Origin of the sequence: Mycoplana sp. MJR14 (genome assembly GCF_029210525.1) — a bacterium.
In the GTDB taxonomy this organism is placed as follows: Bacteria; Pseudomonadota; Alphaproteobacteria; order Rhizobiales; family Rhizobiaceae; genus Mycoplana.
In genome coordinates this window covers 234,216-254,209 of sequence record NZ_JARGEO010000002.1, presented here as the reverse complement: position 1 = coordinate 254,209, position 19,994 = coordinate 234,216, and the positions used below count along the sequence as shown (strand labels likewise).

22 protein-coding genes are annotated in these 19,994 nt (G+C 70.9%); all 22 read left to right on the top strand.

Translation table 11 applies throughout. The annotated features are described in order from the left end of the window. Positions 1-82 precede the first annotated feature (82 nt). The 22 genes from P0086_RS05495 to P0086_RS05390 all read left to right on the top strand — a co-directional run bounded on the left by P0086_RS05495 (position 83) and on the right by P0086_RS05390 (position 19,857). Complete coding sequence (locus P0086_RS05495; protein ID WP_112612109.1) at positions 83-403, top strand: DUF6107 family protein; 321 nt, start codon at positions 83-85, stop codon at positions 401-403. A 319-nt stretch (positions 404-722) separates the two neighbouring features. Beyond that, entirely contained in the window at positions 723-1,280 is a 558-nt protein-coding gene (locus P0086_RS05490; RefSeq protein ID WP_112600491.1) for an HK97 family phage prohead protease, read from the top strand. Between the two features lie 118 nt (positions 1,281-1,398). Beyond that, positions 1,399-2,649, top strand: a complete 1,251-nt coding sequence (locus tag P0086_RS05485; RefSeq protein WP_275783343.1) for a phage major capsid protein — start codon at positions 1,399-1,401, stop codon at positions 2,647-2,649. A 316-nt stretch (positions 2,650-2,965) separates the two neighbouring features. Next, the gene (locus tag P0086_RS05480; protein WP_275783340.1) at positions 2,966-3,547 is read left to right on the top strand and encodes a head-tail connector protein; all 582 of its coding nucleotides are present in this window, start codon (positions 2,966-2,968) and stop codon (positions 3,545-3,547) included. Continuing rightward, positions 3,547-3,882 carry a phage head closure protein gene (locus P0086_RS05475; protein ID WP_275783338.1) on the top strand — a complete coding sequence of 112 codons (336 nt, stop codon included), beginning with the start codon at positions 3,547-3,549 and terminating at the stop codon, positions 3,880-3,882. The genes P0086_RS05480 and P0086_RS05475 overlap by 1 nt, the downstream gene beginning before the upstream one ends. Continuing rightward, positions 3,879-4,277 (top strand): DUF3168 domain-containing protein, encoded by a 399-nt coding sequence (locus P0086_RS05470; RefSeq protein WP_275783336.1) that lies wholly within the window; start codon positions 3,879-3,881, stop codon positions 4,275-4,277. The genes P0086_RS05475 and P0086_RS05470 overlap by 4 nt, the downstream gene beginning before the upstream one ends. 586 nt (positions 4,278-4,863) lie before the next feature. Further along, the gene (locus P0086_RS05465; RefSeq protein ID WP_112593960.1) at positions 4,864-5,271 is read left to right on the top strand and encodes a phage major tail protein, TP901-1 family; all 408 of its coding nucleotides are present in this window, start codon (positions 4,864-4,866) and stop codon (positions 5,269-5,271) included. Continuing rightward, positions 5,271-5,696, top strand: a complete 426-nt coding sequence (locus P0086_RS05460; RefSeq protein ID WP_148652367.1) for a gene transfer agent family protein — start codon at positions 5,271-5,273, stop codon at positions 5,694-5,696. The genes P0086_RS05465 and P0086_RS05460 overlap by 1 nt, the downstream gene beginning before the upstream one ends. Further along, positions 5,693-5,941 carry a rcc01693 family protein gene (locus P0086_RS05455; RefSeq protein WP_275783333.1) on the top strand — a complete coding sequence of 83 codons (249 nt, stop codon included), beginning with the start codon at positions 5,693-5,695 and terminating at the stop codon, positions 5,939-5,941. The genes P0086_RS05460 and P0086_RS05455 overlap by 4 nt, the downstream gene beginning before the upstream one ends. A 146-nt stretch (positions 5,942-6,087) precedes the next feature. Then, on the top strand, positions 6,088-6,627 hold the full coding sequence (locus P0086_RS05450) for a phage tail tape measure protein (protein WP_275783331.1): 540 nt from the start codon (positions 6,088-6,090) through the stop codon (positions 6,625-6,627). Between the two features lie 10 nt (positions 6,628-6,637). Continuing rightward, positions 6,638-7,276, top strand: a complete 639-nt coding sequence (locus tag P0086_RS05445) for a DUF2460 domain-containing protein (protein ID WP_275783327.1) — start codon at positions 6,638-6,640, stop codon at positions 7,274-7,276. Continuing rightward, entirely contained in the window at positions 7,273-8,163 is an 891-nt protein-coding gene (locus P0086_RS05440) for a DUF2163 domain-containing protein (protein ID WP_275783324.1), read from the top strand. Before P0086_RS05445 ends, P0086_RS05440 begins: the two co-directional genes overlap by 4 nt. Beyond that, the gene (locus tag P0086_RS05435) at positions 8,123-8,608 is read left to right on the top strand and encodes an NlpC/P60 family protein (protein ID WP_275783321.1); all 486 of its coding nucleotides are present in this window, start codon (positions 8,123-8,125) and stop codon (positions 8,606-8,608) included. The genes P0086_RS05440 and P0086_RS05435 overlap by 41 nt, the downstream gene beginning before the upstream one ends. Positions 8,609-8,882: 274 nt before the next feature. Beyond that, positions 8,883-12,731 (top strand): glycoside hydrolase/phage tail family protein, encoded by a 3,849-nt coding sequence (locus tag P0086_RS05430; protein WP_275783319.1) that lies wholly within the window; start codon positions 8,883-8,885, stop codon positions 12,729-12,731. 17 nt (positions 12,732-12,748) lie between these two features. After that, entirely contained in the window at positions 12,749-12,958 is a 210-nt protein-coding gene (locus P0086_RS05425) for a hypothetical protein (protein ID WP_112593968.1), read from the top strand. Between the two features lie 104 nt (positions 12,959-13,062). Then, the gene (locus P0086_RS05420; protein ID WP_275783316.1) at positions 13,063-13,317 is read left to right on the top strand and encodes a hypothetical protein; all 255 of its coding nucleotides are present in this window, start codon (positions 13,063-13,065) and stop codon (positions 13,315-13,317) included. 153 nt (positions 13,318-13,470) lie between these two features. Next, on the top strand, positions 13,471-14,142 hold the full coding sequence (gene feuP, locus P0086_RS05415) for a two-component system response regulator FeuP (RefSeq protein WP_112593984.1): 672 nt from the start codon (positions 13,471-13,473) through the stop codon (positions 14,140-14,142). Continuing rightward, positions 14,132-15,553, top strand: coding sequence for an ATP-binding protein (locus P0086_RS05410; RefSeq protein ID WP_112593970.1), 1,422 nt, complete (start codon positions 14,132-14,134; stop codon positions 15,551-15,553). The genes feuP and P0086_RS05410 overlap by 11 nt, the downstream gene beginning before the upstream one ends. Positions 15,554-15,642: 89 nt before the next feature. Further along, the gene (locus P0086_RS05405) at positions 15,643-16,095 is read left to right on the top strand and encodes a hypothetical protein (protein ID WP_275783311.1); all 453 of its coding nucleotides are present in this window, start codon (positions 15,643-15,645) and stop codon (positions 16,093-16,095) included. Between the two features lie 104 nt (positions 16,096-16,199). Then, the gene (gene ccmI / locus P0086_RS05400) at positions 16,200-17,420 is read left to right on the top strand and encodes a c-type cytochrome biogenesis protein CcmI (protein ID WP_275783309.1); all 1,221 of its coding nucleotides are present in this window, start codon (positions 16,200-16,202) and stop codon (positions 17,418-17,420) included. After that, positions 17,417-17,869, top strand: coding sequence for a cytochrome c maturation protein CcmE (gene ccmE, locus P0086_RS05395; protein WP_112593972.1), 453 nt, complete (start codon positions 17,417-17,419; stop codon positions 17,867-17,869). Before ccmI ends, ccmE begins: the two co-directional genes overlap by 4 nt. Then, positions 17,866-19,857, top strand: a complete 1,992-nt coding sequence (locus P0086_RS05390; RefSeq protein WP_275783306.1) for a heme lyase CcmF/NrfE family subunit — start codon at positions 17,866-17,868, stop codon at positions 19,855-19,857. Before ccmE ends, P0086_RS05390 begins: the two co-directional genes overlap by 4 nt. Positions 19,858-19,994: the final 137 nt, after the last annotated feature.

Genomic DNA, 19,994 nt, shown 5'->3' with positions numbered 1-19,994 from the left:
CGCTATTCGCCATCGCACGCCCCCCACCACCTACTGCCCACTGCCCACTGCCTACTGCCTACGTCCTCGAAGGAGACTCTCCATGGCTGATTTCGGAAACGACGCGTCGCTCTGGGCGGCGCGGTGGGTGGGGTCTGCGGCGGGGGCGGCGGTGTCGCTCGTCTACATGCTGCCGAAGGGGCGGCGCGAGGCGGCCTCGCGCTTCGTCACCGGGCTCACCTGCGGGATGATCTTCGGCGGGCCGGTCGGGGTCTGGCTCGCCACCCGGCTGGAGATCGCAGCCTTCGTCTCCCGCTACGAGACCACGCTCGCCGGCTCCGCCGCCGCCAGCCTGACGGCCTGGTGGGGGCTCGGCGTTCTGATGCGCGCGGCGGAGCGGATGCAGGGAGGGGGTAGGCAGTAGGGAGCGGGCAGTAGGCAGTAGCGAGTTGGGAGCGAATAGCGAGTAGCGAATAGGGACTAGGGAATAGGCAGTGGGCATTAGGCAGTAGGCAGTAGCGCGGACGGAACGGCGTCCGGGGACTGCAGCATCTGCCGGCTGCGGCATTCGTTGCAGCCCGTGACCGGTGCCTGCTGCCTGCTCTTTGCTCGCATTGCGCGGATCGCTGCCGCGTGCTGGCTACCCGCACCCCGCCACCCGCACCCCGCTACTCGCTACTGCCCACTGCCTACTGCCCACTGCCCACTGCCCACTGCCTACCCCCCAACATCGGAGAACGACCATGACCTCTGACAGGCTGCCTGTCTGGCGGACGAAGAAATATGCGGATCTGACGCTTGCCGGGGTGTCCGGCGACGGGGTGTTTTCGGGCTATGCGAGCCTGTTCGGCGAGGTGGACCTCGGCAAGGACGTGCTGGCGCCCGGGGCTTTCGCCAGGTCGCTGGCAAAACGCGGGGCGGCGGGGGTGCGGATGCTCTACCAGCACGATCCGGCGGAGCCGCTCGGGCGCTGGCGGACGATCCGCGAGGACGAGCGCGGCCTCTATGTCGAGGGCGTGCTCTCGCAAGGCGTCGCCCGGGCCCGCGAGGTGCACCAGCTGATGAAGTCGGGCGCGCTCGACGGGCTCTCCATCGGCTTCCAGACGGTGCGGTCGAAGACCGACCGGCAGACCGGTGTGCGCCGGATCCTCGAGGCCGACCTCTGGGAAATCTCGATCGTGACCTTCCCGATGCTGCCGTCGGCGCGGGTCTCGAACGTGAAGAATGCGCGGTGGTTCCGCGATCACGAGACCGAGCTGGTCCGCACCATGCGGCGGGCGGCGCGGATGCTGAAGCGCTGAGGCGTGCGGCGCGTCCCGAAAAGGGGCGCCCCGCACGGCTCTGCCGATTGTCCCCACGCATGCCTCTCCCTGGACCTGTTTGCGGCCCGGGGAGACATGCCCAGCCAAGGAAGACGCAATGGACAGGGAAACGACGACCACCGCGCCGGAGATCAAGACGGCGCCGGACACGATGACGGCCGCCTTCGACGACTTCATGGAGGCCTTCGAGGCCTTCAAGGAGACGAACGACCGCAGGCTCGGCGAGATCGAGCAGAAGCTTTCGGCCGACGTGGTCACCCGCGACAAGCTGGAGCGCATCAACAAGGCGATGGACGAGCACAAGCGCACGCTCGACCACCTGGCGCTGAAGAAGGCGCGGCCGGCGCTGTCGCGCGGCGGCGACGGCCCCGAGGCGACCGAGCACAAGCAGGCGTTTTCCGCCTACATCCGCCGCGGCGACGAGGCGGGCTTGCGCGAGCTCGAAGGCAAGGCGATGTCGGTCGGCTCGGCGGCCGACGGCGGCTATCTCGTGCCGGAGGAGACGGATGCCGAGATCGGCCGCAGGCTTTCGATCGCCTCGCCGATCCGGGCGCTCTCGACGGTGCGGCAGGTCTCCTCCGCCATCTTGAAGAAGCCGTTCTCGACGAGCGGCATGGCGGCGGGATGGGTGGCCGAGACGGCGGCGCGGCCGCAGACCGGCAATGTGCAGCTCGCCGAGCTGACCTTCCCGACCATGGAGCTCTACGCCATGCCGGCGGCGACCGCGGCCCTGCTCGACGACGCGGCGGTCGACGTCGAGAGCTGGATCGCCTCGGAGGTGGACATCGTCTTCTCCGAGCAGGAGGGCACGGCCTTCGTGTCCGGCGACGGCATCAACAAGCCGAAGGGGTTCCTGAGCTACACCGCGGTTGCCGACGGCACCTGGAGCTGGGGCAACATCGGCTATATCGCCACCGGCGCCGCCGGCGCCTTCAAGGCGACGGGCCCGTCCGACACGCTGATCGAGGCGATCTACGCGCTGAAGGCGAGCCACCGCCAGAACGCCGCCTTCGTGATGAACCGCAAGACGCAGGGCGAGATCCGCAAGTTCAAGGACGCCGACGGCAACTATCTCTGGCGGCCGCCGGCCGGACCCGGCCAGCAGGCGCAGCTGATGGGCTTTCCGCTGGTGGAGGCCGAGGACATGCCGGACATCGCCGCCAACAGCCTGTCGATCGCCTTCGGCGACTTCCGCGCCGGCTATCTGGTCGTCGACCGCACCGGCGTGCGGGTGCTGCGCGATCCCTACTCCGCCAAGCCCTACGTGCTGTTCTACACGACCAAGCGCGTCGGCGGCGGGGTGCAGAACTTCGAGGCGATCAAGCTCCTGCGGTTCGCCGCGAGCTGAGGGGCGAATAGCCAGTAGCGAATGGCGAACAGCCGATGGCGGGGACGTGGCCCCGCATCCGCCCGCCGGCACTTTCTCCCCGCGGGCGGGGAGAGGGACGGAGCGGCGAGGCTGCGCGGCGCAGCGGCAACCATCGGCGGCTGTTCGCGTTTTCATCGATGACTTCGCGCCCGGGGACGGTTGCCGTCCCCGGGCGCGAGGGGCGGATGCGGCCTGCCTCCCGCCGCATCCGCCCGCTCCCTTGACGATGCCCTTATCCGGACCGGGCCCGCATTGCGCCGGCCGAGCCGATCCACCTTCAGAAACGAGACCTGCCATGACCCTTGTTGAACTGGCGCCGCCCGGCGCCGAGGCGATCACGCTGGCCGAGACCAAGGCGCATCTGCGCCTCGACGGCACCGCCGAGGACGAGCTGCTGGCGGCGCTGATCCGGGCCGCCCGCGAACATCTGGAGCGCGAGACGGGGCTGGCGCTGATCGCCCGCAGCTTCCGCCTCTATCTCGACGCCTGGCCGGAGAGCCGCGTGATCCGGATTGTCAAAGGGCCGGTGCAAACGATTGAGGCTGTTACCGTTTACGACGATGCCGGCGTGCCGGTCGAACTCGACGTGACGGGGGCCGTTCTGGACGGCACCGCCCGGCCGGCGCGGCTGCTGCTGCCGGCGCAGCCCGCAGCGCTTCCCGGCCCCGGCCGGGCGCTGAACGGCATCGAGATCGATTTCATCGCCGGCTTCGGCGAGGCCGGCACCGACGTGCCCGACACGCTGAAACGGGCGATGCTCGTCCATGTGGCGGCGATGTACGAACTGCGCGGGGTGCTGTCGCCGGCCGAGCAGCCGGGCGCGGTGCCGGCCGGCTACGACCGGCTGGTGGCGCCGTTCCGGATGCGGAGGCTGTGATGGCCCGGCTGCCGTTCGATCCCGGCGCGTTCACCGCGCGCCTGGCGCTGGAGCGCGCCGTCGAGACGCCGGACGGGCAGGGCGGCGTCGCCGTCGACTATGTGGCGTTCGACGCCGCCTGGGCGCGGATCGAGCCGGTCTCGGCCGCGCGGCCACAGGCGGCCGGCGCCGAAGCGATGACGGTGACGCACCGGATCTGGCTGCGCCACCGCGCCGACCTTGAAAGCGGCATGCGGTTCCGGAAGGGCGCGCGCGTCTTCGTGCTTCGCACCTTCCGCGACCCGGACGAGACGGGGCGCTACCTGCTCTGCGACTGCGAGGAGAACGAACGATGAGCGCGGCCTCGGCCCTGCAGAGGGCGATCTTCGAACGGCTGGCCGGCGACGCGGCACTCTCGGCGCTGGTCGGGCCGGGCGGCATCTCCGACCGCCTGGCCGACCGGCAGCGCCTGCCGAAGGTGGTGATCGCGGCGATCGACAGCGGCGACCTGTCGACGGCGACGGAGGCGGGCGAGGAGCATCTCCTGACGCTGCACGCCTGGTCGGCCGCGGGCGGGCATGGGGAGGTGCAGAGGATCGCAGCGCGGGTCCGCGCGCTGCTGCACGACACCGACCTCGTGCTCGACGGCTTCCACCTGGTGAGCCTCCTGCACCGGCGGACGAGGATCGCCCGCGACGGCGCGCGGCCGCACCACCGGGCAGAGATGCGGTTCCGGGCGGTGACGGAGTGAGGGTCGGGGCGGGATGGCGGCCACGCTGGAACGGAAATAACGCGGTGCAATCAAGACGTTGCGTGAGAATTCCGAATCTCGCTGCGAGGTCGGGTTTCGGACGTCCATGCCTTCGAGCCGGACGCCAATGGAGGCCGACATGCCGGACCGGATGCGGCGCCATCGCGCGCAGAGGATTTCCTCGCGCCGCGGACGCGGCGCTGCTGGATCCCGGGTCGGGCCCGGGATGACGGGGGCGAGGAGGGGCGCGGCGGGAGAAGGGGGAGAAGCGGCGGGAAACGGGCTCGAGCCCGCCTGGCGGGATTGCCGACAGGTTGCGGGCGTCTCGAGGTTCAGGGCTGACCGGCTCCAGACCGGACGTCCATGCCTTCGAGCTGGACGCCAACAGAGGCCGTCATGGCGGATCGGATCCGGCGCCATCGTGCGCAGAGGATTCTCTCGCGCCGCGGACGCGGCGCTGCTGGATCCCGGGTCGGGCCCGGGATGACGGAGGCGAGGAGCGGGGCACGCCCGGCGAAAACGGGTTGGCCGAGGAACGGCGGGCGCCGGGGGCGCCCATTTTCATTGTCGCGAAAGGAGCGAGCGGATGGTGGCGCAGAAGGGGCGGGACCTGCTGTTGAAGGTCGAGGACGAGGGGAGCTACGTGACGGTCGCGGGGCTGCGGACGAAACGGCTCGCCTTCAACGCGCAGGCCGTCGACGTGACGGATGCGCAGTCGGCGGGGCGCTGGCGCGAGTTGCTCGGCGGCGCCGGCGTGCAGCGCGCCTCCGTCTCCGGCGGCGGCATCTTCAAGGACCAGGCGTCGGACGCGCTGGTGCGCGCGGCGTTCTTTGCCGGCAGCATCCTGTCCTTCCAGCTGGTGATCCCGGACTTCGGCACGGTGAGCGGGCCGTTCCAGATCACCGCGCTCGAATATTCCGGCAATCACGACGGCGAGGTGCTGTTCGAGATCGCGCTGGAATCGGCCGGCCTGCTGTCCTTCGGGGCGCTCTGATGCCGGGGCGGGCGACGGCAGGCTGGGCGACGGTGGGACGGGCCAATCGCCGGCGCGGCGAGGTCGAGGCGGTGCTCGACGGCGAGCGCCGCATCCTCTGCCTGACGCTGGGAGCGCTGGCGGAACTGGAGACGGCCTTTGCGGCCGACGATCTCGGCGACCTCGCCGCACGCTTCTCGCGCGGCCGCCTCGGGGCGCGCGACATCATCCGCATCCTCGGCGCCGGCCTGCGCGGCGGCGGCAACCTCTTCAGCGACGAGGACGTGGCCGGGATGACGGCGGACGGCGGGCTCGCGGCGGCGGCGCGCGCGGTGGCGGAGCTGCTGGCGGCGACGTTCGGGACCGGTGACGGGGGTGGCGACGGGATTGATGGCGGTGCGGGCGGCGCCGCTGCAAACCCTCGCGAGCCGCAGCCGGCGCGATGAGCCCAGAGCCTGCGCCCTTTCCCTGGAGGGCGGCGCTGCAGGCGGGGCTGTGCCGGCTGCGGCTCGATCCTGCGACCTTCTGGGCGATGACGCCGGTCGAGCTCGCGATCGCTGCGGGCGTGCACGGACATGCCGGCGGCGGCGCGCCCGGGCGACAGGCGCTGGAGGCGCTGATGCTGCGCTTTCCCGATCGCGGTGGCGACCGTTTCGACGCTGCCGGCAACCCTGACGAGGGGGCTGGGTGATCGCCGGGCGCCGCTGGACCTGGGCGGGCGGATCGGCGGGGGCGCGCGGCGGCTGATGGTCTGCGGGGCCGGTCGGATGCCGTGCGGTTCAGCGAAATGCGGCCGGGCGGCGGCTGGATGGATGTGCGAGACAACGGAGTTTCACCATGGCGGAAGACGATGACCGGCCGCTGGCCGGGACGATGGCGGGCGCGGAGGCGCTCGGCCCGGTCCTCGACGATCTGGAGGCGCGGGCGCGCTCGTTCGGGGCGGCGCTGACCGGGGCGCTGCGTTCGGCTGCGGTCGACGGGCGCGGACTGGAGGACGTGCTGAAGGGGCTGGCGCTCAGGATCAGCGACATCGGGCTTACGGCCGGGCTGAAGCCGCTCGAGGGTCTGCTGTCCTCCGGCATCGCCGGGCTGGCCGCCGGCGTGACGCCGTTCGCCAAGGGCGGCGTGGTGGCGGCGCCGACCTATTTTCCGGCCGCCGGCGGCCTCGGCCTGATGGGCGAGGCCGGGGCGGAGGCGATCCTGCCGCTGCAGCGCGGGCCGGACGGGGTGCTGGGCGTGGCGGCCGGCACCGGCGGCGGCGGCGCGAGCATCGTCTTCAACGTGACGGCGAACGATGCCGCGAGCTTCATGCGCTCCGAGGGACAGATCGCGGCGATGCTGACGCGGGCCGTCGGGCGCGGCCAGCGCGGGCTTTGAGGGAGAGGTCATGAACGGATTTCACGAGGTGCGCTTTCCCTTGCGGATCGCGCTCGGGACCAGCGGCGGGCCGGTGCGGCGTACCGACATCGTCTCGCTTTCCAACGGGCGGGAGCACAGGAACCGGCGCTGGCACGACGCGCGGCGGCGCTACGACGCCGGGTCGGGCGTGCGCTCGATCGACGATCTCTATGCCGTGCTCGCCTTCTTCGAGGCGCGGGCGGGGCAGTTGTACGGCTTCCGCTTCCGCGATCCGCTCGACTTCAGGTCCTGCGCGCCGGGCCAGGCGGTCACCGCGGACGACCAGCGGATCGGCACCGGCGACGGGGCGACGGCGGCCTTCCAGCTCGTCAAGACCTATGCGGATGCCGGTGGCGCCACGCAGCGTACGATCGCAAAGCCGGTCGAGGGCAGCGTCACGGTCGCGGTGGCGGGCACGCCGGTTGCGGCCGGCGCCTGGTCGCTCGATGCCCGGACGGGGATCGTGACCTTTTCGGCGGACGCCGTTCCCGGCCCCGGCGCGGTCGTCACGGCGGGGTACGAATTCGACGTGCCGGTGCGCTTCGACACCGACCGGATCGACATCGACCTGGCGCAGTTCAGCGCCGGGCGCATCCCGTCCATCCCGCTGGTGGAGATCGCCCCATGAGACAGGTGCCCGACGACCTGGCCGCCCGGCTCGCCGACGATGCGACGACGCTCTGCCTGTGCTGGCGGGTGACGCTGAGGGACGGGACGGTGCTGGGCTTTACCGAGCACGACCGCGACCTCGCCTTCGCCGGCCTGACCTTTCTGGCCGCCAGCGGCTTTGCGGCAAGCGACGCGGAAAGCGGGGCGGGGCTGGCGGCGGAGGCGAGCGAGATCGCCGGCGGCTTCTCGTCCGCGGCGATCAGCGAGGCGGATCTCGCGGCGGGACGCTACGACGCGGCGAGGGTCGAGGTCTTTCTCGTCGACTGGCGCGACCCGGACCGGCGCATGCTGCTGCGCGCAGGCGAGATCGGCGAGGTCACGCGCGCCGGCGGGGCGTTCCGCGCCGAGCTGCGTCGGCTGACGCATGCGCTGGACCAGACGCGGGGGCGCATCTACGGCCACCGCTGCGACGCGATGCTGGGCGACGGCCGCTGCGGCGTCGATCTGGCCGCCGGCGGCCTGACGGCCGAGGGCGCGGTGACGGCGGTGCTGGACGAGCGAAGGTTGCGGGTCTCCGGTCTCGGGGCATTCGCTACCAGGTTCTTCCGCCATGGTGTGCTGACCTTTCTCGACGGCGGCAATGCCGGGGCGGCGGCCGACCTCGAGGATCACCGCAGCGATGACGGCACGGTGGAACTGACGCTGTGGCTGCCGATGCCGGTGACGGTCGCGGCGGGCGACCGGTTCCGGGTGGTCGCCGGCTGCGACAAGAGCTTTGCGACCTGCCGCCAGAAATTCGACAACCACCGCAATTTCCGTGGCTTCCCGCACATGCCGGGCAGCGACTTCGCCTATGGCTATGCCGATGGCGACACGGTGCACGACGGCAGGCCGCTCTATCAATGAGGCGCTCCCGCAGGCGGTGGTCGTCGCCGCGCGCGGCTGGATCGGCACGCCCTACCGCCACCAGGCAAGCCGCAAGGGCGTCGGCTGCGACTGCCTCGGGCTGGTGCGCGGCGTCTGGCGCGAGATCTACGGCCGCGAGCCGGAGCGGCCGGAACCCTACCAGCCGGACTGGGCGGAGCGGGCCGGCGGGGACCGGTTGCTCGCCGCAGCACGCCGGCATTTCGGGGCGGCGCTGGCGCAGGACGAGATGGCGCCGGGCGACGTGCTGCTGTTTCGCTGGCAGCCGGGCTGTGCGGCCAAGCATCTCGGCATCCTGAGCGGGCCGGGGCTGTTCATCCATGCCTACGAACAGGCGGCGGTGATCGAATCCGCCCTGGTGCCGTCCTGGCGGCGGCGGATCTGCGCGGTGTTCCGGTTTCCGCAAGGGGAGCGCGGGGAGGCGTGACGGGGCCGCGTTGCGGTCCGGTTGGCCGACTTGAATCGGAATGGCAAGGGCCGGAATCAGGCTAGCAGGGAAAGCCTGCAAGCTGTTGCAACGGCAGCGAATTTTCGCGGTGACGCCGCTGCCCTCATCCGCCTGTCGGCACCTTCTCCCCGCAGGCGGGGAGAAGGGCGGTTGCCGGGACGTTTCCGTCCCCTCTCGCGTCTCAGGGGAACGGGGCAGGGTGCGGGCGAGATGCCGCGGCGGGCGGTTCTGGACATAAAGCTGGAGAGGCCTCATGGCGACAATCCTATTCCAGGCGGCGGGTGCGGCGCTCGGCGGCATCTTCGGGCCGATCGGGGCGATCGCGGGACGTGCGGTCGGTGCGCTGGCGGGCTCGGTGGTCGATCGCGCGCTCGTCGGCGGTGCTGCGACCGTCACCGGCGCCCGGCTGCAGGACGGCCGCATTCCCGGCGCCGACGAAGGGGCGGGGATCGCCCGCGTCTACGGCACGGCGCGCGTCGGCGGCACGCTGATCTGGGCGACGCGGTTCGAGGAGGAGGTGACCTCCGAGCGCGCCGGCGGCAAGGCGACCGGGCCGCGCGTCGAGACCTACAGCTATTTCGGCAACTTCGCCGTCGGCATCTGCGAGGGGCCGATCGCGGGCGTGCGCCGGGTCTGGGCGGACGGCCGCGAACTGGACCTGACGGAGGTGCCGATGCGCCTCTATCGCGGCGAGGCCGACCAGCCGCCCGATCCGCTGATCGAGGCCAAGCAGGGGGCGGGCAACGCGCCCGCCTATCGCGGGCTGGCCTATGCGGTCTTCGAGCGGCTGCCGCTCGACAGCTTCGGCAACCGCATCCCGATCCTGCAGTTCGAGGTGCTGAAGCCGACCGGCACGCTGGAAGGCCGCATCCGGGCGGTCACGATCATCCCCGGCTCCAGCGAGCACGGCTACGATCCGCGGCTGGTGACGGAGCGGCTCGGCGCCGGCGAGGGGCGCAACATCAACCGCAACAACCGCATCGCTGCCACCGACTGGACGGCCTCGCTCGACGAATTGCAGGCGCTCTGCCCCAATCTCGAGCGCGTGGCGCTGGTGGTCGCCTGGTTCGGCACCGATCTTCGCGCCGGCCATTGCCGGATCGTGCCGGGCGTCGAGGTCTCCGCGCGCAGCGACGAGAGCCGGCCGTGGGCCGTGAGCGGCATCGGCCGCGGCGAGGCGCATCGCGTCAGCGAAAGCGGCGGCGGACCGGCCTATGGCGGCACGCCGTCGGACGCAAGCGTGGTGGCGGCGATCGCCGACCTGAAGCGCCGCGGGCTCAAGGTCTATCTCTATCCCTTCGTCCTGATGGACGTGCCGGCGGGCAACACGCTGCCCGATCCCTATGGCGGGACGGGGCAGGCGGCCTATCCCTGGCGCGGCCGCATCACCTGCCATCCGGCGACCGGCCGGCCCGGCAGCGCCGACCGGACGGCCGAGGCGCGCGCGCAGGTCGAGACCTTCTGCGGCGATGCGGCGGCGGACGACTTTGCCGTATCCGGGACGACGGTCGTGTCGACGGCCGCCGACGCGGGCTACCGGCGGATGGTGCTGCACTACGCGCAGCTGGCGAAGGCTGCGGGCGGCGTCGACGGCTTCATCATCGGCTCGGAACTGCGGGGGCTGACGCAGCTGCGCGACGCGGCGGGCGCCTTTCCCTTCGTCGAGGCGCTGTGCGCGCTGGCCGCCGACGTGCGCGGCATCGTCGGACCGCAGACGAAGCTGACCTACGGCGCCGACTGGAGCGAGTATTTCGGCTACCATCCGGCCGACGGCAGCGGCGAGGTCCATTTCAACCTCGACCCGCTCTGGGCGTCCGAAGCGATCGACGCGGTCGGCATCGACAACTACATGCCGCTGTCGGACTGGCGCGACGGCGATGCGCTGGACGGCAACCCGGACGGGTTTCGCCTTGCCGACGACACGGCGGCGATGCGCGCCCAGATTTCGGCCGGCGAGGGATACGACTGGTACTATGCGAGCCCGGCGGACAGGGCGGCACGGCTGCGCGCGCCGATCACCGACGGCCTGGCGGGCCGCGACTGGCTCTATCGCTACAAGGACCTGAAGGGCTGGTGGACGAACCGTCACTACGGGCGCGCGGGCGGGGCGGAACTGCCGGAGCCGACGGCGTGGCAGCCGCGCTCCAAGCCGATCTGGTTCACCGAGCTCGGCTGCCCGGCGGTCGACAAGGGGGCAAACCAGCCGAACGTCTTCACCGATCCGAAGAGCGCGGAGAACGCGCTGCCCTATTTTTCCGCCGGCGGTCGCGCCGACGCGGTGCAGCGGCGCTTTCTCGACGCCCATTTCGGCTGGTGGCGGGGGGACGGACCGGAGCCCGGCATGGTCGACCCGGACCACATCTTCGTCTGGACCTGGGATGCGCGGCCCTATCCGGCCTTTCCCGAAAACGACGCGCTCTGGGCGGACGGCCACAACTGGCAGCTCGGCCACTGGCTGAACGGGCGGCTGGGGGCCACGACGGTCGCCGACGCCATCGCGGCGATCCTGTCCGACCACGGCTTCGACGACTTCGACGTCTCGATGGTGGGCGGCGACCTGACGGGCCTGGTGCAGGCCGAGCCGGGATCGGCGCGCAGCCTGCTGGAGCCGCTGCTGGCGGCGTTCCAGATCGATGCGGTGGAGGACGGCGGAACGCTCGTCTTCCGCTCGCGGCTGCGGGCCGCGCTTCCGGCCGTTGCGATCGACGTCCTGGCCGAGCGGCCGGACGAGACGGCCTTCGAGGAGGTGCGCGGCCACGGCAGCGAATTTTCCGGCGAGGGGGTGCTGGACCATTTCTCCGACACGGCCGCCTACCAGCGGGCGACCGCGCGCTCGCGCCGGACGACGGCGGAGAACGACCGGGTGCTGCGGCTGTCGCTGCCGGCCGTGCTGCATGGCGCGGCGGCGGCGGGCGCGGCGGAGGCGATGCTCCGCGACCATCGCGCCGGCATGCGGCGGCTGACGTTCCGCCTGCCGCCGAACGCGGTATCGGTGATGCCCGGCGACGTCGTCCGGCTCGTGGACGGTCCGGAAGGACGCTTCGTCGTCAGGCGGGTGATCGAGGGCGCGGTCCGCGAGATCGAGGCGCAGAGCTTTGCCGGCGGCGACGCGAACGCGCCGGTGCCGTTTGCCCGCCAGTCGGCACGGGCGGCGGCGGGACTGGAAGCGGCGGCCTTCCTGCCGGACGTGCACCTGCTGGACCTGCCCTGCTTCGAGGCGGGCGCAGACGAGAGCTTCGCCCGCGTCGCCGTCCATGCCAGGCCCTGGCGGCCGGTGCTGGTCTCCACCTCGCCGGGTGCGGACGGTTATGCGCCGCGCGTGCGGCTGGAGCGGCCGGCACGAATCGGCCGGCTTGCCGCCGCGCTGGCGCCGGGCGCCTGGGGACGCTTCGACCAGGTGAACGCGATCGAGCTCGACCTGCCCTTCGGCGGGCTGTCGACACGGACGCGCGACGCCGTCCTCGGCGGCGACAACCGGATCGCGGTCGCCACCCCCTCCGGCCGTTTCGAGATCATCGGCTACCTCGAGGCCGAGGAGACGGCGCCGCGGCGCTGGCGGCTCGGCGGCCTGCTGCGGGGGCTTGCCGGCAGCGAGGACGCGATGAACGAGGGCCATCCGGCGGGCGCTGCGGCGATCGTGCTGGACGAGGCGGTGCGGCCGCTGGCCCTGACGGCGGAGGAGGCCGGGCGAAGCCTCAATTTCATCGTCGAGGCGCGCGGGACCGCGCAGGCGAGCGCGCCGGTCGCCTTTGCCGGCGGCATGCGGGCGCGCACGCCGCTTTCGCCGGTGCACCTGCGCGGCCAGCGGCTCGGCGACGGCGACATCCGCTTTTCCTGGACCCGGCGGGCGCGGCGCGACGCCGACGGGTGGGAGGCTTTCGACATTCCGCTCGACGAGCCGTTCGAGGCCTACCGGCTGGATATCCTGAGCGCCGGCGCGGTGGTGCGCTCCATCGAGACCGACGGGCCGGCCTGCCTCTATCCGGCGACGGACGAAATCACCGATTTCGGCGCGGCGCAGACAGCGCACACGATCCGCGTCCGCCAGCTCGGGCGGGCCGTGCGCGCGGGCATCGCGGCCGAAAGAACCGTTGAAACCTGACTGGAAAGGAGCGTTGCATGGATGCGGAGACGAAAGGCTGGTATTTGTCGAGGACGGTCTGGGGTGGCATACTCGCAGTCGCTGCCTCGGTCCTCAATCTGGCCGGCATCGAGATCAGCGGGGCCGACCAGGCCGAGCTGGCAGACCGGGTGACGGCATTTGTGGCCGCCGCGGGCGGGATTGTCGCGATTGCAGGACGGCTCGCCGCCAGCAGGCGGTTGCGCTGAGGGGCGCGGCTGGTCGCGGGGAATTCATCGACACATTCATTTGCCATTCAGCGTCGCTGCGTTAATTCTGACGCCACGTTGTTAGTGCCATCGAAAGTGTGTCCATGACCTCGCCCATCATCATCGCTGCGACAGCGGCCAGCATGGCGCTCTTCGCGGCGCCGGCCGCCGACCGCCTGCCCGGCGTGCAGCCGGCTGCCGCCGATTGCAGCGACGCGGCGCGCCGGGTCATCGCCGAGACAGGGGGGGAGCTGCTGTCGGCACAGCCGCGCAACGGCGTCTGCGTGGTGACCGTGCTGGTGCCGGGCAAGGGCAATGCGCGGCCGCGCAAGATCACCGTGCGCGTGCCGATGGAATAGCCGGACGGGCCGCCGGGTCCGCAAGGCATGTCGCCCCGAAGCGGGCAGTGGTCTTTGCGACCGCGACATGCGACAAGAAGGAACGCGAAGCGCGCAAGGCCGATCCGGAGGGTTCGCCGCGTTTCGGGGACCGGAAGGAAGGGAAGCCGACAGATGCGCATTCTCGTTGTCGAGGACGACGAAAACCTCAACCGCCAGCTTGCAGAGGCGCTGAAGGAGGCGGGCTATGTGGTCGACCAGGCCCATGACGGCCTGGAGGGACACTATCTCGGCGATGCCGAGCCCTATGACGCGGTGATCCTCGACATCGGCCTTCCGGAGATGGACGGCATCACGGTGCTGGAGAAATGGCGGGCGGACGGCAAGCGCATGCCGGTCCTGCTTCTGACCGCGCGCGACCGCTGGAGCGACAAGGTCGCCGGCATCGACGCCGGCGCCGACGACTACGTGGCCAAGCCCTTCCACGTCGAGGAAGTGCTGGCCCGGATCCGGGCGCTGATCCGCCGCGCGGCGGGACACGCGAGCTCCGAGATCGTCTGCGGACCGGTCCGGCTCGACACCAAGGGCTCGAAGGCGACCGTCAACGGCGTGGCGCTGAAGCTGACCTCGCACGAATACCGGCTTCTCTCCTACCTCATGCACCACATGGGGCAGGTGGTCTCGCGCACCGAACTGGTCGAGCACATGTACGACCAGGACTTCGACCGCGACAGCAATACGATCGAGGTCTTCGTCGGCCGGCTGCGCAAGAAGATCGGCGTCGACCTGATCGAGACCGTGCGCGGCCTCGGCTATCGCATGCAAGCGCCCGGCGATGGCCGCTAGGGCACCTGCGGGCGCGCGGTCGCTCACCTTCCGCGTGCTGCTGCTCGCCTCGCTGTGGTCGGCGGTGGCGCTGGTGGTGATCGCGCTGGTGATCTCCACGCTCTACCGCCGCAGCGCCGAGGGCGCCTTCCGCGACCTGCTGCGCGCCCAGCTCTACAACGTCATCAACTCCGTCTCCACCGACGAGAGCTTCCAGCTGACCGGCAGCCCGCAGCTCGGCGACCTGCGCTTCTCGCAGCCGCAGACGGGCTGGTACTGGATCGTCGAGCCGATCGGCGACAACTTCCCCTCCGAACCGATGTCGTCGACGTCGCTGGGCTACGGCAGCATCCCGATCCCCGACACCGAGACCATTCCCTTCGATACGCGCTACGAGCGCTACTACACGACCGAGGACACCTTCGGAAACCGGGTCGAGGTGGTCGAGACCGAGGTGGTGCTGGACCAGGACGGCCGCACGGCGCGCTTCCGCATCGCCGGCAACCGCAACGTGCTGGAAGACGATATCCGCGCCTTTTCCCGCAATCTCTATCTCGCCCTGGCCGGCTTCGGCTTCGGCAGCCTCTGCCTGAACGCGGTCGCCATCCTGATCGGCCTGAAGCCGCTCGACCATGTGCGCAAGGCGCTGGAGCAGATCCGCGCCGGCCAGGCCGAGCAGCTGAGCGGCGCCTTCCCGCGGGAGATCCAGCCGCTCGCAAGCGAGGTCAACGCGCTGATCGACAGCAACCGCCGCATCATCGAGCGCGCGCGCATGCAGGTCGGCAACCTCGCCCATTCGCTGAAGACGCCGATCGCAGTGCTTCTGAACGAGGCCCGCGTGCTGTCGCCCTCGCACGGCGAGCTGGTGCGCACGCAGGCCGAGGCGATGCAGAGCCAGGTGCAGTCCTACCTCAACCGCGCCCGCATCGCCGCCCAGCGCGAATCGGTGCTGGCCCGCACAGAAGCCGCACCGGTGCTGCAGCGCCTGGCGCGGGTGATGCGCCGGCTGAACGCCGACATCGAGTTCCCCGTGATGATCGAGCCGGAGGACCTGATGCTGGCGATGGAGCAGCAGGATCTCGAGGAGGTCGTCGGCAACCTTCTGGAGAACGCGGCGCGCTACGCTCGCAACACCGTCGTGCTCCGGGCGATCCCGGCGCCGGATGCGCAGGACAACGGCGACGTTCAGCGCCGCCGCTGGGTGCTGCTGGAGGTCGAGGACGACGGCCCGGGGCTGGAGCCGGACCAGATCCAGGAGGCGCTGAAGCGCGGGCGGCGGCTGGACGAGAGCAAGCCGGGCACGGGCCTCGGTCTTTCGATCGTCCGCGAGATCACCTCGGAATACCAGGGGACGCTGACATTGGCGCGCGGCCCCCTCGGCGGGCTGCTGGCACGATTGACGCTGCCGGCGGTCGCAAAGGATGTTGCTTGAGACCGAAGACAGTGCAAGATAGGTGCTGCGATGCAACGTCGTCCGCCGCGCTCGATGAATGAGCCGGTTGTCTCGGGAAAAGGCCTGAAATGAATCAGACAGACCGGATGAACAGAAAGTCTCGTGTCGTAACCATTCCGGTAGTCGTCGCTTCGATCGGGCTTGCAGGCTGCAGCACGACCTCGGGGCGCACCATCAGCACGGCAAACGCGTCGGCCGGAGCGGCCGTGTCCTCGGAAGCCTATATCTCCGCGCTGGAAGGCGGTCTCGTCTCCAGGGCATCGGGGGTGACGCTGTCTGCCGCCGACCGCCAGCGCGCGCTCGAGGCCGAATATCGCGCGCTCGAGGCCGCCCCGGGCGGCCAGCCGGTCGTCTGGCAGGGGCGCGGGGTGCAGGGATCGATCGTCGCCGCCGCCCCCTACCAGGTGGGCTCGCAGAACTGCCGGCAATACAGCCACACGGTGACGGCCGGCGGGCGGGAGACGGTCAGCCGCGGCGCGGCCTGCCGCACCGCCGCGGGAACCTGGACGCCGCTGACCTGAACGGCGGGCCCGTCGTTCGGGCGGAATGCGGCGAAACGCCTCAAATCTCCGTCAGCAGGCCTTTTGCAATTGGAAAAGGCATGGCGTTCCATTAATTGATCGCCATGTTCTGGATCCTTGCCGCCGCCCTGACCGCCGCCGTCGCCATCGCGCTGCTCCTGCCGCTGCTGCGGGCGGGCCGCGACACGGATGACGCCGAGGCGCACGATGCCGAGGTCTATCGCGACCAGCTGGACGAGCTTCGGCGCGACGAGGCGGCCGGGCTGATCGGCCGGGCCGAGGCCGAGCTTGCCCGCGCGGAGATCGCACGGCGGCTGATCGCGGCGAACGCCCGCGAGAAGGCCGCGCCGGTGGACGCGGCCGCTGCCGCCCCGCCATCGAACAGACGCCGCAACCTCTTCGCCCAGGCCGTCATCGTCGTGCTCCTGCCCGCAATCGGGCTCTGTCTCTACCTGCTGCAAGGACGGCCGGAGCTGCCCGCCCAGCCTTTGGCGGCGCGGCTCGCGGCACCCGGCAACGACCTCAACATCCTGCTCGCCAAGGCCGAGCGGCACCTCGCCGAAAACCCCGACGACGGCGCGGGCTGGGACCTGCTGGCGCCGATCTATGCCCGCAACGGCCGGCTCGACGACGCGGCCAACGCCTACAGCCAGGCGATCCGGATCCTGGGCGGTTCGCCGGAGCGGCTCGACGGCTATGCCGAGACGCTGATCGCGCTCGCAAACGGCATCGTCACCAAGGATGCCCGCGAGGTGCTGCAGCGCTCGCAGGCGCTGGACGCCAGCAACCCGCGCACCCGCTTCTACCTGGCGCTGGCGCTGGAGCAGGAAGGCCGGCGGGACGAGGCGAGGGGCGCATTCGAGGCGCTGGCGAAGGATTCGCCGGCGCAAGCGCCCTGGCTGCCGCTGGTCAATCGCCACATCGCCTCGCTCGGGGGCAACGGTGCCGGGCAGGCGCCGGGGCAGACGGCAGGACAGGCACCGGAACAGGCGGCAGGACAGGCTCCCGAAGCGGCGGGCAACGGCGCGCCGGGCGGCCCGACCGCGGAGGACGTGGCCGCGGCCGGCGAGATGGACACGCAGAGCCGCCAGCAGATGATCGAGGGCATGGTCGACGGCCTCGCGGCCCGGCTGAAGGAGAACCCCGACAATTTCGAGGGCTGGATGCGCATCATCCGCTCCTATGTGGTCCTGGATCAAAGACAGGCCGCCGAAGCGGCGCTAGCGACGGCGCTGAAACGCTTTCCGCCCGAGAGCGACAACGGCAGGCAACTGCTGGCGCTGGCGGGCGAGCTTCAGATAACGGCCGAGGGCAGCGGACAATGACACGCAAGCAGAAACGGTTGGCAGTGATCGGCGGGGGCGTGGGCTTCCTGCTGGCGGCGGTGTTGCTGGTCATGTTCGCCTTCAGCCAGTCGATCGCCTATTTCTACGTGCCCGGCGACCTTAAGAAGACCGAGGTTCCGCCCGGCACCCGGATCCGGCTCGGCGGCCTCGTCGAGGCCGGGTCGCTGGAGCGCGGCGCGGGCTCGACGGTCACCTTCGTCGTCACCGACACGATCGGCACGGTTCCGGTGACCTATACCGGCATCCTGCCGGACCTGTTCCGCGAGGGGCAGGGGGTGGTCGCCGAGGGCGCCTTCGTCGCCGGCAGCCCGGTCTTCGTGGCCGACACGGTGCTCGCCAAGCATGACGAGACCTACATGCCGAAGGACGTGGCCGACCGGCTGAAGGCGCAAGGGGTGGAACTCGGCGGCAAGGAGACGATCCGTTGATCATCGAAATCGGCCATTACGCGATGGTGCTGCTGCTGGCGACGGCGATCGTCCAGTCGCTGCTGCCGCTCGCGGGCACGATGCGGAAGGACCCGGCCCTGATGGCGGTGGCGCCGTCGGCGGCGGTCGCAGGCTTCCTTCTGACGGCCTTCGCCTTCGCGATCCTCACCTTTGCCTACGTCACCTCGGACTTCTCGGTGGTGAACGTCTGGGAGAATTCCCATTCGATGAAGCCGCTGATCTACAAGATCTCCGGCGTCTGGGGGAACCACGAAGGCTCGATGATGCTCTGGCTGCTCATCCTGACCTTCTTCAGCGCGCTGGTGGCGGCCTTCGGCGGTAACCTGCCGGAGCGGCTGCGCGCCAACGTGCTCGCCGTCCAGGGCTGGATCACGACGGCGTTTGCGCTCTTCATCCTGCTGACCTCCAATCCCTTCCTGCGGCTCGACCCGGCGCCGGGCGAGGGGCAGGACCTCAACCCGGTGCTGCAGGACGTGGGGCTCGCGATCCATCCGCCGCTGCTCTATCTCGGCTATGTCGGCTTTTCCGTCTGCTTCTCCTTCGCGATCGCGGCCCTGATCGACGGGCGGATCGACGCCGCCTGGGCGCGCTGGGTCCGCCCCTGGGCGCTGATGGCCTGGAGCTTTCTGACCGCGGGCATCGCCATGGGCTCCTACTGGGCCTACTACGAACTCGGCTGGGGCGGCTGGTGGTTCTGGGACCCGGTGGAGAACGCCTCCTTCATGCCGTGGCTCGCCGGCACCGCCCTCTTGCACTCCGCGCTGGTGATGGAAAAGCGCGAGGCGCTGAAGATCTGGACGGTGCTGCTGTCGATCCTGACGTTTTCGCTGTCGCTGCTCGGGACCTTCCTCGTGCGCTCCGGCGTGCTGACCTCGGTGCATGCGTTCGCGACCGACCCGACGCGCGGCGTGTTCATCCTGACGATCCTCGTCGTCTTCATCGGCGGCGCGCTGTCGCTCTTTGCGTTTCGGGCGCCGACGCTGAAGGCCGGCGGCCTGTTCGCGCCGATCTCGCGCGAGGGCGCGCTCGTCTTCAACAACCTGATCCTGACGACGGCGGCTGCGACCGTGCTGACCGGCACGCTCTATCCGCTGGTGCTGGAGGCGCTGACGGGCGAGAAGATCTCGGTCGGCGCGCCCTTCTTCAACCTGACCTTCGGCCTCCTGATGCTGCCCTTGCTGCTGGCGGTGCCGTTCGGGCCGCTGCTCGCCTGGAAGCGCGGCGACCTGCTGGCGGCCGGGCAGAGACTGTTCGCAGCGACGGGCGTCGGCCTCGTGCTGGCGGCGATCGCGCAATGGTCGCATGGCGGCGGGCCGGTGCTCGCCTATTTCGGGCTGGCGCTCGGCTTCTACATGCTGGCCGGCGCCGTTACCGACCTGGCGCTGCGCGCCGGCATCGGCAAGGTGTCCGCGGGCGTGGCGCGCCGGCGGCTGTTCGGCCTTCCGGGCTCCGCCTTCGGCACGGCGCTCGCCCATTTCGGCCTCGGCGTCACCCTCATCGGCATCGTCGCCGTCACCGCCTTCGAGACCGAGCACGTGGTCGTGATGAAGCCGGGCGCGACCGTGGAGGCCGGCGGCTACACGCTGACCTTCGATGGCATGCGCCAGGGGCGCGGCGCCAATTTCACCGAGGAGCGCGGCCACTTCACCGTCGCGCGCGCCGGTGCTTCGAAGGGCGACGTCTGGTCGTCCAAGCGACTCTACACGGCGCGGCGGATGCCGACGACCGAGGCCGGCATCCGCACCTTCGGCTTCAGCCAGCTCTACGTCTCCCTCGGCGACGCCATGAGCGACGGCGGCATCGTCGTCCGCGTCTGGTGGAAGCCGATGATCCTGTGCATCTGGCTCGGCGCCCTGATCATGATGGCGGGCGGCTTCGTGTCGCTGTGCGACCGCCGGCTGCGCATCGGCGCCCCGCAGGGCGCGCGCCGGGCAAGGCCCGTGGCGGGACTGGAGGCGGCGGAATGATGCGCTCTCTGTTTGGCCGGGCTGCGAGAGACTTGCCCCTCACCCTGGCCCTCTCCCCGCAGGCGAGGAGGGGGAACGTGGCCCATGCGCGACGCGTACGCCTGGCAGGCCGGCGCGGCGCGTTCCTTCTCGCCGCC